The organism is Marinobacter xiaoshiensis (assembly GCF_031631795.1).
Taxonomy (GTDB): domain Bacteria; phylum Pseudomonadota; class Gammaproteobacteria; order Pseudomonadales; family Oleiphilaceae; genus Marinobacter; species Marinobacter xiaoshiensis.
Map to the genome: position 1 here is coordinate 1 of NZ_JAVMBO010000016.1, position 12,504 is coordinate 12,504.

Annotated in this window: 15 protein-coding genes; 6 read left to right on the forward strand and 9 right to left on the reverse strand. The window is 50.9% G+C overall.

The window, feature by feature from the left end:
- Window positions 1-15: 15 nt before the first annotated feature.
- From tnpC to RKA07_RS11400, 5 genes are all read right to left on the reverse strand, one after another.
- Window positions 16-1,557 carry an IS66 family transposase gene (gene tnpC, locus RKA07_RS11380; RefSeq protein ID WP_200371917.1) on the reverse strand — a complete coding sequence of 514 codons (1,542 nt, stop codon included), beginning with the start codon at window positions 1,555-1,557 and terminating at the stop codon, window positions 16-18.
- A 75-nt stretch (window positions 1,558-1,632) separates the two neighbouring features.
- On the reverse strand, window positions 1,633-1,968 hold the full coding sequence (gene tnpB, locus RKA07_RS11385; RefSeq protein WP_200371918.1) for an IS66 family insertion sequence element accessory protein TnpB: 336 nt from the start codon (window positions 1,966-1,968) through the stop codon (window positions 1,633-1,635).
- On the reverse strand, window positions 1,965-2,330 hold the full coding sequence (tnpA, locus tag RKA07_RS11390) for an IS66-like element accessory protein TnpA (RefSeq protein WP_200371919.1): 366 nt from the start codon (window positions 2,328-2,330) through the stop codon (window positions 1,965-1,967). Before tnpA ends, tnpB begins: the two co-directional genes overlap by 4 nt.
- Complete coding sequence (locus RKA07_RS11395; RefSeq protein WP_310966372.1) at window positions 2,269-3,702, reverse strand: replication endonuclease; 1,434 nt, start codon at window positions 3,700-3,702, stop codon at window positions 2,269-2,271. Before RKA07_RS11395 ends, tnpA begins: the two co-directional genes overlap by 62 nt.
- A 256-nt stretch (window positions 3,703-3,958) precedes the next feature.
- Complete coding sequence (locus RKA07_RS11400) at window positions 3,959-4,156, reverse strand: helix-turn-helix transcriptional regulator (RefSeq protein WP_200371812.1); 198 nt, start codon at window positions 4,154-4,156, stop codon at window positions 3,959-3,961.
- Window positions 4,157-4,683: 527 nt separating this feature from the next.
- On the opposite strand from RKA07_RS11400, the gene RKA07_RS11405 reads away from it, so the two are divergent.
- Window positions 4,684-5,199 (forward strand): hypothetical protein, encoded by a 516-nt coding sequence (locus RKA07_RS11405; RefSeq protein WP_200371813.1) that lies wholly within the window; start codon window positions 4,684-4,686, stop codon window positions 5,197-5,199.
- A gap of 85 nt (window positions 5,200-5,284) precedes the next feature.
- Here RKA07_RS11405 and RKA07_RS11410 read toward each other — a convergent pair whose 3' ends face one another.
- Both RKA07_RS11410 and RKA07_RS11415 read right to left on the reverse strand, forming a co-directional pair.
- A complete protein-coding gene (locus RKA07_RS11410; protein ID WP_200371814.1) occupies window positions 5,285-6,115 on the reverse strand; it encodes a hypothetical protein in 831 nt (276 codons plus the stop codon).
- Window positions 6,102-7,310 (reverse strand): tyrosine-type recombinase/integrase, encoded by a 1,209-nt coding sequence (locus RKA07_RS11415; RefSeq protein WP_200371815.1) that lies wholly within the window; start codon window positions 7,308-7,310, stop codon window positions 6,102-6,104. Before RKA07_RS11415 ends, RKA07_RS11410 begins: the two co-directional genes overlap by 14 nt.
- 527 nt (window positions 7,311-7,837) lie before the next feature.
- Here RKA07_RS11415 and RKA07_RS11420 point away from each other — a divergent pair.
- The 4 genes from RKA07_RS11420 (at window position 7,838) to RKA07_RS11435 (ending at window position 9,817) form a co-directional block, all read left to right on the forward strand.
- Window positions 7,838-8,056, forward strand: coding sequence for a DUF6500 family protein (locus tag RKA07_RS11420; RefSeq protein ID WP_200371816.1), 219 nt, complete (start codon window positions 7,838-7,840; stop codon window positions 8,054-8,056).
- A gap of 187 nt (window positions 8,057-8,243) precedes the next feature.
- A complete protein-coding gene (locus RKA07_RS11425) occupies window positions 8,244-8,924 on the forward strand; it encodes an SDR family oxidoreductase (RefSeq protein ID WP_200371817.1) in 681 nt (226 codons plus the stop codon).
- Window positions 8,925-8,978: 54 nt separating this feature from the next.
- Window positions 8,979-9,524 (forward strand): GNAT family N-acetyltransferase, encoded by a 546-nt coding sequence (locus RKA07_RS11430; protein WP_200371818.1) that lies wholly within the window; start codon window positions 8,979-8,981, stop codon window positions 9,522-9,524.
- Complete coding sequence (locus RKA07_RS11435; protein ID WP_200371819.1) at window positions 9,521-9,817, forward strand: hypothetical protein; 297 nt, start codon at window positions 9,521-9,523, stop codon at window positions 9,815-9,817. Before RKA07_RS11430 ends, RKA07_RS11435 begins: the two co-directional genes overlap by 4 nt.
- Before the next feature lie 13 nt (window positions 9,818-9,830).
- Here RKA07_RS11435 and RKA07_RS11440 read toward each other — a convergent pair whose 3' ends face one another.
- A complete protein-coding gene (locus RKA07_RS11440; RefSeq protein WP_200371820.1) occupies window positions 9,831-10,337 on the reverse strand; it encodes a hypothetical protein in 507 nt (168 codons plus the stop codon).
- A gap of 93 nt (window positions 10,338-10,430) precedes the next feature.
- Entirely contained in the window at window positions 10,431-11,318 is an 888-nt protein-coding gene (locus tag RKA07_RS11445) for a fatty acid desaturase family protein (protein WP_200371821.1), read from the reverse strand.
- Window positions 11,319-11,460: 142 nt separating this feature from the next.
- Between RKA07_RS11445 and RKA07_RS11450 the strand changes: the two genes are divergently transcribed.
- A complete protein-coding gene (locus RKA07_RS11450) occupies window positions 11,461-12,477 on the forward strand; it encodes an AraC family transcriptional regulator (protein ID WP_200371822.1) in 1,017 nt (338 codons plus the stop codon).
- Window positions 12,478-12,504 lie beyond the last annotated feature (27 nt).

Sequence of the window (12,504 nt, forward strand, 5' to 3'; positions counted from 1 at the left end):
GTAAGCGTCCGCCCATCACACCTTGCTAATGCTCACCGGCCTCCAGTTGTGCGGTAGCAGTTCATCAATGGCGTTGTTTTTCTGCGTCGGCAGTTTCGTCAGAACATCTTTCAAATAGGCATACGGATCATGCCCATTGAGCTTTGCGGACTGGATTAACGTCATCACCGCAGCAGCGCGTTGACCACTTCGCAATGAACCTGCGAACAACCAGTTACTCCGACCCAATGCCCACGGGCGTATCTGGTTTTCCATCCAGTTGTTGTCGATGGGCACTGCGCCATCGTCCAGATAGCGCGTCAGCGCTGTCCAGCGTTTGAGACTGTAGTCCAAGGCTCTGGCCGTGCCGGAGCCATCCGGCACTTTCTGTCGGTGCGCCAACATCCATTGATGCAGGGCATCGGCTATTGGTCTGGCCTTTTCATTTCTGATTTGCTGTCGCTTATCCGGCGGCAGGTCTTTGGCTTCTCGCTCGATCTGATACAGCTGACCGATGTATTCCAGAGCCTGTGCCGCTATTTGGCTCTGGTTAGCTTGGTGTAGGTCGTAGAACTTGCGACGGGCATGGGCCATACAACCGATTTCGGTGATGCCGTTGCCGAAGCCCGCCTTGTAGCCCGAGTAATCGTCGCAGACCAGTTTGCCTTGCCAGCCTTCCAGGAAGGTTCGAGCGTGCTCACCCGCCCGGGTTGGGGCGAAGTCGTAAACAACGGCCTTCAGATTGGAGAACGGTGTGGTGCAATAGGCCCAGACATAGGCTTTGTGGGTTTTTTTCTTGCCCGGAGCCAGCATGCTGACCGGTGTTTCATCGGCGTGCAGAACGCCGTGTTCCAGTAGTGCATTTCTAAGAGCATTCACCAGCGGTTGCAGCTGCACACCGCAAGCGCCTACCCATTCCGCCAGAGTTGAGCGCGGGATAGCGAGGCCAGCACGACCGAAGATACGTTCTTGACGGTATAGTGGTAAATGATCCGAGTACTTGGCCACCAGCACCTGAGCCAGTAATCCGGCGGTGGGAATGCCTTTATTGATAACCTGCGGAGGCACCGGTGCCTGGGTCAGGGTTTCGCACTGCTCACAGGCCCATTTGCCGCGGATGTGGCGCTCCACTGTGAACTCGCCCGGCACGTAATCCAGCTTTTCACTGACGTCTTCGCCTATGCGCTTGAGCTGGCAGCCGCAGCGACACTGAGTGTTCTCGGGTTCGTGATGGATCAGGGTGCGGGGCAACTCCGGTGGCAGTGGAGCCCGCTTGGGTTGTATTTTTGGCTTGGGCGGTGTTTCGGCGGCTGTGAGTTGTGCCAGTTCAGCCTCGATGGCAGCAATGTCGCTGTCGATCAGCTCATCCAGCAAGCGGCCTTGAACCGCATCCAGTTGTTCGCTGCGACGGGCGAACTTGTGGCGTTTAAGGATGGCCACTTCGTGGGTCAGTTTCTCGATGACTGCATCGCGGTGTACGAGTGCTCGATCCTTATTTTCTACGCGATCGAACAGATCCGTGACTAGGGCACGGAGTTGATCGGCGGAGAGTTGATTAAGGTCGGGACGTTGTGACATGCAGAACAGTATCCCAAGTCACGGCCACTGTGACGATTCGCCATTCTGATGATGGTCTGGGTAACCGGCTTGTGGTTACAGAATCGAGATCACACCGGCGGCACCGAGGCGTTGCCACGGCAACCCTTGAACCAGCGCAGCCAATTGTTCGTCTGTTAATAACAGTTGCTTGCCACGCCAGGTTTCGCCCCAGTGGAACTTGCCGCGATTCAATCGACGGGCACAGAGCCATATACCAAGACCGTCGTGGATCAACACTTTCATTCGGTTGCCCCGTTTGTTGGCGAACAGGTACGCACAATGGGGCCTGGCTGAGCCGAACACCTGGACGACACGCGCCAACGCGGTGTCTGGCCCAGCCCGCATATCCAAGGGCTCGGTGGCCAGCCAGATCTCGTCAATGCGGATCATGGCAACAGTTCGCGCAGAAACGCCGCGCATTGCTGACCTTGATCGGCGGGCCATTCCACCACAACCGGGCCGCCGGCTCGCGGAATCTCGATGCGGATGGTGCGATCCTTATCGGCAGGTTTCGTGGTATGCACGGCCGTCGCTGGAAAACGAACCGGTAGAAAGGCTGGGGCTTGGCTTCCATCGTCTTGCTTCGACTCTCTGATCCAGCGCCGAAGTTGGTTGGCGTTGAGGTCGTTATCCAGGGCAATGCGGGAAACAGAAGCTCCAGGTCTGTGGCACTCGGCCACCAGCCGAGCTTTAAATTCCGGAGCGTGTCGGCGACGTTTTCGGTAAGGGCGGGTTACGCTTACGTTGTTCATAGATAGTGTCCACTAAAGAATAAGTGGACACTATCTTGAAGCCTTCGGCATCACACTCAAGATGGGTTTGCCGGACGCTTACCTCTAAACGTCTAAGTTCCCGCCAAACGGTAACCGGTGGGCCTCCAATTTGCTGAAACTGGCGAATTCCGTGAATGCTTGCCCAGGCACGAACACGGGGAGCTACGTCTTTGGTGAGGTTGCCATGCCAATCCTCAGCGTCGCTCCCGTCCTCCTTGAAATCACCATCGATGTTCTTGCAAATGTACTTCACGATATAGCCAGTTGCTGAGCCACGTTCGTAGTCGATATCCACTGCATCAAACCTGAACTCGTCGGCTCCAGGTTCATCGCCATCTTCAAGCAAAGCATATTCACGCATTATCTCGACGAGCCGGTTCTTTTCGCTCGGTTCGATAAACAATAAAAGATGCCAATGCGGAGTTCCGTCATGGTGTGGTTCGGTGATGCGAAATCCGTAAATGCGGATGTCTTCACGATCTAACTGAGCCCGAATACGCGCCCAAATTCCCGTGAGGTATTGTTGGGCTTTTTTTGGTGTCGAGCCGCTGTACTTTGGGTTTGGTTGGCCAGTGGCTTTAACTGGGTGGTATTTGCTTGGCGTCGTTAGGGTAAGGAACACTCCGTCGTGACCCAGTTGGCGAGCGATAGTCTCGAAGCCGGATGCTCGAACAATCAGCTCGGATCTTCGAACGTAAGGGTTACTGACAGAAAGCGAAGCCAGCTCTGCAAGGGTGTACTCTTGGCATTGGTCGTTCACAGCTATCATTTCTTCAAGCAACGAGCGGTTTCTGGTCAGCTGTTCGAGATGAAGTTTTAACCCCCAGTCTGATACGTAAATGCCTTTTTGTTTTGAGACCAGGCCGTAGTTGCGGGCGACGTTGTCCAGCACTTGCTTCTGCTCTTTCCGTAACAGACGGCGCCACCAGCGGTCGTTTTTAGTTCGCTCAATCCGGCTGTTGTCCGTCTCTCCATCGGGAAGCGAAAAGCCGTAACGAGCAAGCAGTTTGGCAATGGCTTTCAGGGCAGTGGCGGGATCTTTGATTCGCGCGTTGATTTCTCCACAGGTTCTTGCTTTGGCTTTTGCAAAATCGATGATCTGAGCATCATCTACGGTAAGTTTGAGGTCTCGCCGTTGGAGTTTTTCAATTAAGTTTTCGAGGGCTGTTTCCAATGCCACGCACCCCTGTTCCTGACCTATTAGGTACAGGCGAGGTTCAAGCTTTGGAAATACCTGGGGGAGCCGTTGCCGAAAATCTGTTACTGCCAGTCGGGTTTGTCGGGTACCAATGGTGTAGAGGCGACCTTCAGTGCGGTAGTAACGGAAATCTCGTTGATTAGGGGAGGTCATTGAACCCTCCCGTAACGGTTTGGCTTCGTTACCGTAACGAAAAGCTGTTCGGCTGAGTGAGCCGTTAACGTAACAATCCGAGCAGGTTCCGTTAGATCGTTATTTGCGTTTTGACCTACCTGTAGGTTAATGGTGTGGGTGAGCACTATGGCATGTACCCTTTGGCGCACCTGAGGTGAACCTAGTGCGCTCTGATACCTATACCTAATAGGGGAAGGTTTCTCACTTTCTGATATTACGTGACGGAGAGTAGCCATCACGCAATCTCAGATGTAGATAGTCGAACCTGTTTGTTGATGTAGTCGTGAAGGTCGCTCAGCCGATATCGAACGGCGCGACTACCGATTTTGATGAAGGGAACCCGGGCACCGGCCCAACGGTCGCGCTCAAGGAACGCTTTGCTGACGCCAAGGTAGTTAGCGGCTTCACTTGTGGTAAGTAAATTTTGGATCATGGTCATACTCCTGTCTGGATCGTATGACGCCTAGCTTGTTATGAGTGAGAAGGGGTTGGAACACGCCTAGGGGGTAGAGATATATTCCTAGGGGGTAGGAATATAAGTGGGTATCTCTCACTAAGGACTGTATTTTGGGTGAGTCTATATCAATGGTTGATCTCGAAAGCTGTATTTATTGGCGGTATGATCGAGAGCACTAAGGGATAATGTGATTAAGCATTAGGAATTTGGAGGCGTAGGTGGGCAGGAGATCAGTTGAAGGATACGAGGGAGGGAATTGGCCAAGTACAACGGGCAATCCATCTGGTGGTGGGCGCGGTAACGGAGAGTCTTTAGATGCACGGGATGATGACCTCGAAAGCGATCCGAGTTACGTAAAACCAAGCGATAAGTCTTGCTGGGACGCAGTGCATAAAGCATACAGTGAACTCGCGTCAGAATCCTTCCGGTCAATGCCCCCGATGCCATTACAGGCACGTAGGTACGAAGGTGCCATAACGCGTTTCGAAAACTATGGAAATCAAGTGTTGTTTCAGGTTGATACAGACCTGAGAGAGTCTCCATTCAAAATATCTGAACAGCTGGTTGGCTATTGGAAAGGTCAGTGTCTTCAGCATTTTTCTACCCATAATTTGATCGGCGATCGAGTGAGGTTCATCGGTTCTAGAAAACCGTTGTTTGATAACCCCTGGATGAGAGTCAATCGATTTGAAAACCTTAACTGGTCTGAAGAGAGGTTTGTCCACGATGCCTCCCTATTTCAACTAGAAAATAAACTGAGACTGGGCGACCTTGGAGATAGATCGATTATTCGAGACTCTTTGGGCCATGAAAATAAAAAGCACTGGTTCTTATTGTCAGGCAACTATATCTGTCGCAGCGTTGGCTTCGTTACGCTAGAGCAGGCCTCGGCGTGGATAGCCTCGATTGAAACCAACTTACAATGGCGCGAGGGATGCAGGTTCAGCATCCATAAAAACTGGTTTGAATGCAGTATTGTCGATGCCAGTGGGGCTATGCCACAGTCTTGGCCTTCCTAGTTCGGACTTTCAGCTTAGGTGGAGCTAAATACTGCGACAGTGCGCCGTTTGTAGTTGGAGGCAGTCAACTACCAACTACAAAAAATTAAAGTGTTCTAAGAAGCTTTTTTTTGTGAATTCCAATCCAAATGCTTATTCGGTGGGCAGGATCGTCGGTTCTCAGCACATGATCCACTTCATTAATAAAATCATCATATAGCCGGGATGCTGCGTGTCGGTTTGTGAGGTGCTGATATCTTTCATCATAGACCGCCATCAATTTTGTGTTCAAGGTTGCGAATGCGCTGTTCTTGGCTTTGGCACCACGTTTGCCCGAATTTTTTGCCCGTAATTGAGAAAAGTGGATTCCATCGATGAAGGCAATCAAGTCACGAGCCTCAGATAACAAGCTATCACGTGCGCTGATGGCTGTGTGATAGAGCGAATCTTGTACATCAAACTCGCTATTATCTCCCCAAGAGCGATCCATATACTGTGTTTCTCCGCGGCCATACGCGGTTAACCGTTCATGGGTTTCAATCGCTTCAAAACATTTGCCCAAGGCGAGAACCGCAAAATAGTCCTCTGGTGTAGCGTTTGGAAATTCCGCTTGGTCGTTAAGATCGTAATCTTCAAACAGTGCCAGTATTTTCCGAGGATCCGTTAGAAAGACTACCGTCTTCTCTCGGCTCTGCCCAAATATAAGTTCGTGCCTAAATCGTTGCTCGGCGTTCGTCATTAACCAGTTTGAGAACTCGATTGCAAACTGCAGCTCAGCAAGTGATCGTCCCTGTAATTGCTCTTGGCAGCTTTCAATAAGATAGCCAAATGCCATAGTGAAATCTTTATGTCTGGCTTTAAGCGGCTCCTCCAAACACATGTCATAAGGCTCAAACGGATCTCGGCGATCAAAAAGTTCAGAGTCAAGAAGCGACATCAACAGATTCCTTGTTGAAGTGGTTAATAAAAAAATCAGTGATCTTTTGCATAGGCAGCCGCAGGCGCTCCACATCAAAGATGATGTAACCGTCAGTCACGTCGTTAGGATCCTTGTGGTTCATTAGCCGTTTCAGGGCGTAGGCCGGAATATCGAGTCGTTCAGCAGCGGTGATAAAGGTGCGCCTCAGATCGTGCAGAGTGAAGGTAACACCCGACAGTTTAGAGACGCGCTGAATGGCAGTGCGTGGCTCGGATAAATGCCCGCGCTCCGCGTCGCTCGGAAACACATAAGGGCTTTCTTGCTCTTTAAATCGGCGTAACAGCAGCACTTCAATGGCATCGCTGAACGGTAACCGATGAACGCGCCCGTTTTTGGTCTCAGTGATCGTCAGAGTTTTGTCTTTAAAATCCACCTGTTCCCAAGTGAGGGTTGCAGCTTCAGTTCGGCGCAGGCCAGTGAGCAGCACCAGATGCAGATAGTCCCGCGTCGTTTGGGTGTTCAGTTGCATTGTGGCGTCGTACCAAGCCTTGAGCTGATGATCCTTGATCAGGCTTTGTCGGCGTTCAACCTTATACCAGGCACGTTGATGGCTCAGTACATCAACAGGGTTTGCCACCAGGAAGGGTTTGCCGGAGGCGTCTTGGTAACGCTGCAAGGCGTGATTAAACACGGCCCGTAGAATCCGCATCCCATTGTCAGCCCGAGCAGGGCTGCGCTGTCCGTATTCGGTATGGCGATTCAGCACCATATCCCGGTTGATGTCTTTAAGGGCTTTGCTTTGCCAGTCCTTGAACATCTCCCGCATAGAACGGTTGTAGTCGTTGAGCGTATTAGGCTTCAGGCTTTTACGGGTAAACAGGTAATCTTCGAAGGCATCTTTTAACGTGATGCGTTGCGCGCGCTGTTCCTGAACTTCACGGATCGGGTCTATCCCGGTCGCAACTTTACCCAGAAATTTCTGGGCTTCCTTGCGCGCTTGTTCCAGGGTCAGGTTGCCATAGCGGCCAAGCGTCTTTCGTTTAACCCGGCCATCGACTCGTTTTTCTACGATGAACGATTTGGCTCCACCACTGGTCACCCGTAAACCAAAACCCGAGATGACTGAATCCCGATAAAAAGCCTGGCTGGATTTACCGTCCGGGCCGATCTGGGGCAGGGGAACTTTGTCGATAAAGCTCTTGGTAATTCTCAAGGGTAGGGCTCCACTCGAATTCGCCGGAAAGTCTCTTGCGCCTAAATGTAGACGCTATGTAGACAAAATTGGTTAAATTCTAGCGGATTTCTTCAAACAACTGCAAATATCGTTTTCTACGAATGCCACATAGTGCGCTGTTTTATATCGCTTATTAAAGCGATTTCAAATTTGTTCAAAGAAGGGCGCTAATAACTTAAAATCTCTCGACCTTCGGGTCGTGCCGGTTCGATTCCGGCCCGGAGCACCATTAAAGTCAGCTTTCCACGACGTTTAATACTCAATACATTTGAAATCCGCTCAAACTGGATAGCCTTCCAGGCTTGAACGCCGAAGGCGAGGCAAAGGCTTTGTGCCGCCTGCGCTTTACAGCTATCTGCGCGCCTACCACTGTTTTTTTATACAGCACTGTTGAATTCACGAAATCAGGAAGCCACGCATTTTCATGGAGCTCGCGGTAATACTGAACTAACCTGCTTTTAAATTTGAGACTGAATACGAGAGGCGAGCTTGGAAACAACCAAAAAATGAGAAGTGATCTGAGAGCCAAAATAGTCGAAGTGTGTGACAAAAAAATTGCAGCTAAAGGCAGCACTGTCAGCCTTTCTTTCTATGCATTCTTCGCCAACAAAAATGATGACGCAGAGCGGTTAATGGAAGTAGCTACATGGTGGATACAGACGCACCAGCTTGATCATTTTGAAAAAGCACAGAAAATCAGAGGGATGATAAAGGACGGGCTTTGATCTCGGGTGAATAACAGATAATCACTCCAGCCATGGCGACTCACAAAGGGTAATTACCTTATCTCTGGCTTTGGAACGGAAAACTAGCTGGCGATCGGTGACGAATTCGATTAAGCCCAAGAACATATCGGTTGACGAATTAATGCGCCGGGCAGGGGTGTAGCAGCATTGAATACGGAGTAAACCAATGACCAATGAAAAAATCGTACTGATCACAGGTGCCTCTAGCGGTATTGGTGCAGCCACAGCTGAGAAACTCATCGAGGCGGGGCACAAAGTCGTTATTACGGCGAGAAGTACCGGCAAGCTAAACGACATAGTCAAAAGGTGGGGCAACGACAGGGTTTTAGCGGTAACGGCAGACGTGTCCAAGCTAAACGAAATTACAAACGTGGTGGATAAAGCCATAGAAACATTCGGCAGACTCGATGTGGTGTTCGCTAATGCAGGCACAGGCGTTAACGCTCCGGGCATCGAAAACGGTGATCCTGACGAATGGAAAACGATGCTGGACGTGAATATCAATGCGCTGTTGTTTACCGCCAAAGCCAGCCTGCCCGCATTAAAAGAAACCCAGGGGCACTTTATTATTACCAGCTCCATTGCGGGCAAGATCACATTGAAAGGTTCTGTGTATGGTGCCTCGAAGTGGTTTGCTTACGGATTTGGCCAAAATCTAGCCGCCGAAATGGCTGAATGGAACGGTCGTTGTACCACCATCTGCCCCGGCATGGTCAATACGCCCTTTTTTGATGAGGCCAAGCCAGACAAGCTAGACCCCAGCGATATAGCCGATGCGGTTGTGTATGCTATTTCTGCCGACCCTAGATGCGATGTGCGTGAAATTACGCTGATGCCAACTAAGTAATTGGTCTTGAGCGACATTCGTTATCTGCGGCTTTATATTTTTCAAGGAACTAGCATGTTCATAGCAGAAACGCCGAGACTAGTGCTTCGGGAGTTGACCCTCAACGACGCTGGTGCGCTTGGGGAAATTCTTGGCGATCCAGAAGTAATGGAATTTTCGACCAATGGGCCGTGCACTGATGACGACACCCGAAAGTTTATTGACGGGTGTCTAACGTCATACAAAGAGCATGGCTTTGGTCAGTGGGGGGTTGTGGACAGTTCTTCGGGAGCCATCATTGGTTTTTGCGGCTTGAGTCCGGTTGACCTGAACGGGGTACAGGAGGTGGAGATTGGTTATCGCCTCGCTCGAAATGCATGGGGCCAAGGTTTGGCTTCAGAGGCTGCCGCGGCAGCGCTCGCGTACGGCTTTTCGAAATGTGGCTTGGATTCCATCATCGCGATTATCGCTCATCGCCATGTAGCGTCTGTTAGGGTAGCGGAGAAAGTGGGACTGAAAATGGATTTCTCAACAACCTACCGTGGCTGGGACGTGGGGATTTGGCGGAAAAAACATGAAGAATGGAATACCAGAAAGCCTCTCACAGAGATATTAAAATGACGTCCAACGAAAAACTTGAACGAAATCCGGTAGCTGATTTTATACTGATCTTACAGCTGGTTGCCTGGTTCATCGCCCTGAGCCCACTTTTCGGTGACTTCACCAGTTCTGATGCTGCAGGTAATGGAATGGCTCAAGGGTATGCTTTTATATTTGCGACTGTTCCTGGAATGATTTTTATCTTTCTTAGCAATTTTTATTTGGCGTTTAAAAAGCAGTTGAAGAAGTGGTGCAGGGTGGTTTCAGCAATCAATATCTTGGGGTTGCTTCTTCTGTTTCTGGTAATCAGTTAGTTATAAATCCTGGCTATTCCCTGACCACCTTTTTCACCGAGTCCGCTTTTGAAGATTTGGAGCCAACCTTTCTCCAGGCTTCGTATTCTTCGCCATTGATCCACGTAACGCCTATGTGTTCTTCCCAGTTTTCAAAGTCTGCACTTCTGTAGCTATCACCTCCGCAGCCGCCTGCACCATAGGCGATTTCGCAAACTCTCAAAATAATATATTCACCGTCATAATCGAGTACCTTCTTGCCGCGGCCACTATTGGTGCACTGGGTGAACAGGCGGGATGGGACTTTGAATATGACTTCTGCGGTTTTCTCATCACCACTGCCTGTTACTCGGGTGATGGAGCAGGTACCTGCGTAAAATTCGTCGCCGTTGATGGTCACATCCGGCTCCAGAGGTTCCCACCAGGCTATGGGCGCCACTTCCTTTTCTGATTCAACACTCCCGCTTTTGTAAAACTCACAGCCAGTCAGCAGTGCTGCTGCCACTGGTAAGACGAAAAATATACGGAGAGCTTTTGTCACGCGGCTTGCCGTAAACAATTTACTCACTAACTGATACATGCGAACCGCCCATAGAGAAACCTGGAGCCTAGTATACAGATTATGATCACCAGCTTACTTTGGCGCCAAGGGCTTACGCGTGAAAATACACAGTATCGGCGTGCCCTGTTGCCGAATGACAGGTTCAATATCCCGATGCAGAGCGTGGTAGTGATAGAAGGGAACTCTGGGGAACAAGTGATGGATGGAATGCAGATTCTGGCCCAGCCAAAACCACTCTAATGGCTTCATCCAGGTGGGCATTATCAGGCTGTTGGTGTTGCGGTAACGCTCGGCAGATTTGTAAGGGATGTGTGGCCGATAGGCGAACCAGTAGGCGGTGAAAAAGCCACCCATCACATACCCAAGAAGAACCACCCAGGCAGCGCCGGGTACATCGATCAGGGCAAGAAAGGCCACGCGCCAACCCAGGGAAACCGCTATCTCTGCACAATACACGCTGCGCTCTTTAATCGTGGCTTTGCCCCAGTGGGCACTTACAAAAAACGTATTTTGTAACCACAAAAACTGAAACACCGTGCGAATTGCTCCAATGGGCCCCCGGCCAATTCCGCTGATCAGATAATCAGGGTCTTTGTCTGGCTGGTTGGTGTATCGGTGATGGGTAAAATGCTCAAGCCGGTGTGAGGCGTAGGGAATGGCGATCAGGGGAGCCATTAAATAACCGCACAGATCGTTCACCCAGCGCAGCTTGTCATGCTTGCCATGAATGTTTCCGTGAACGGCCTCATGCACCGGGGTGTAGGCCATGTAGGTGAGCGCAGCAAGAACAAGTGTCGCGGCCCAGGCTGGCATCAGGCCGAATACAAAAAGCACCAAGTTGCCGATAAAACCAACCAGCACCAACGCCACTAAAGCGACCGTTGGCCACCCGAATTGCCCCATGTAGTGTTTTGCGAAAACAACGGCTTCGCGGTTGGCTGCGCTCACATCCTGGGGCATGCTTTCCTCTCGTTTTAATATTTGTTGGGAATATGCTTTCAATGTAATGTCTTCCATAACCTGCGCACAGGGCAGCTCTGGCCAATCGGGAAGCCCTTGTGGCCAGTTATGCTGATCAAACCCAAACTATAAAAGTACCTTGATGATTAACGCTGACCCCATTCTTCATCCCATTGTCATCAGCCAGGTAATGATTAATTTCGCCGCCAGCCTGGGTGTCGATAAGGACGCCTGTCTGCAGGGCACGGGCATTACCGATGAGGCCTTGATGGATGGCGAGGCACTCATTGCCCGCGATCAGGAAATGCGTTTGATCGAGAACCTGATTCTTGCGCTGCCAGACACGCCTGCACTGGGCTTGAAGCTTGGAATGCAATACAACGTGGCGACGTTTGGCATTTGGGGCTTTGCGTTGAGTACCAGCCGCACTCTCAGGGATGCTGCCAAAACTGCCATCCGTTACCTGCCGCTAAGCACTGCCTATTGTCGGCTGTATTCGTTCGATGAAGATGGGTTCTTTGGAATTGGTTTAGACCCGGCATCTATCCCCCCGCATGTGCGCCAGTTTTTGCTGGAGCGTGACCTGGCAACGGGTGTGAATCTGGTGCGGGAGCTGAGTTTGTCGGGCCTCGCAATCAGTAAAGCTGAGTTTGAAGGGCTTGAGCCTGCGTACTCTGGTTTTATTGAAGAGGTTCTTGGAGTTAACCCCGCCTATAACAGCCAACGTAACGCAATTATGGTGGCGGGCCTTGCAGCCGATAAGCCGTTGCCCACGTTCAATGCAAGATTGGTGAGAATGCTGAACGATCAGTGCCGTTTGCAGCTGGAACAACGGCAAACCAGTGGATTGTCCGGGCTGGTTCGGCAGCAAATTCTAGGCCCGCTTGGTTTGGTGGCAACACTCGATGAGGTGGCCAGCGCGCTCGCTATGTCATCACGAAGCCTTCGGCGGAAGCTGGAGCAGGAAGGTACCAGTTTTCGGGCTCTGGTTGATGAAGAGCGCCGACAAACGGCTACGCAGATACTCAGCGGTAGTGACATGAAACTCGACGAGTTAGCCATTCATTTGGGCTATACCGATACAGCCAGCTTTACCCGGGCTTTTCGGCGCTGGATGGGCGTCTCTCCGGGTGAATATCGCAAAACCAACGTGTTGTAACATGCGCTAAAGGTCGCTTCGACAGCG

Excerpts from the sequence above, each read along its gene's own strand:
- tnpC (WP_200371917.1), bottom strand. The coding sequence starts at position 1,557 with ATGTCACAACGTCCCGACCTTAATCAACTCTCCGCCGATCAACTCCGT.
- tnpB (WP_200371918.1), bottom strand. The coding sequence starts at position 1,968 with ATGATCCGCATTGACGAGATCTGGCTGGCCACCGAGCCCTTGGATATG.
- tnpA (WP_200371919.1), bottom strand. The coding sequence starts at position 2,330 with ATGAACAACGTAAGCGTAACCCGCCCTTACCGAAAACGTCGCCGACAC.
- RKA07_RS11395 (WP_310966372.1), bottom strand. The coding sequence starts at position 3,702 with ATGACCTCCCCTAATCAACGAGATTTCCGTTACTACCGCACTGAAGGT.
- RKA07_RS11400 (WP_200371812.1), bottom strand. The coding sequence starts at position 4,156 with ATGATCCAAAATTTACTTACCACAAGTGAAGCCGCTAACTACCTTGGC.
- RKA07_RS11410 (WP_200371814.1), bottom strand. The coding sequence starts at position 6,115 with ATGTCGCTTCTTGACTCTGAACTTTTTGATCGCCGAGATCCGTTTGAG.
- RKA07_RS11420 (WP_200371816.1), top strand. The coding sequence starts at position 7,838 with ATGAGAAGTGATCTGAGAGCCAAAATAGTCGAAGTGTGTGACAAAAAA.
- RKA07_RS11425 (WP_200371817.1), top strand. The coding sequence starts at position 8,244 with ATGACCAATGAAAAAATCGTACTGATCACAGGTGCCTCTAGCGGTATT.
- RKA07_RS11430 (WP_200371818.1), top strand. The coding sequence starts at position 8,979 with ATGTTCATAGCAGAAACGCCGAGACTAGTGCTTCGGGAGTTGACCCTC.
- RKA07_RS11435 (WP_200371819.1), top strand. The coding sequence starts at position 9,521 with ATGACGTCCAACGAAAAACTTGAACGAAATCCGGTAGCTGATTTTATA.
- RKA07_RS11445 (WP_200371821.1), bottom strand. The coding sequence starts at position 11,318 with ATGCCCCAGGATGTGAGCGCAGCCAACCGCGAAGCCGTTGTTTTCGCA.
- RKA07_RS11450 (WP_200371822.1), top strand. The coding sequence starts at position 11,461 with ATGATTAACGCTGACCCCATTCTTCATCCCATTGTCATCAGCCAGGTA.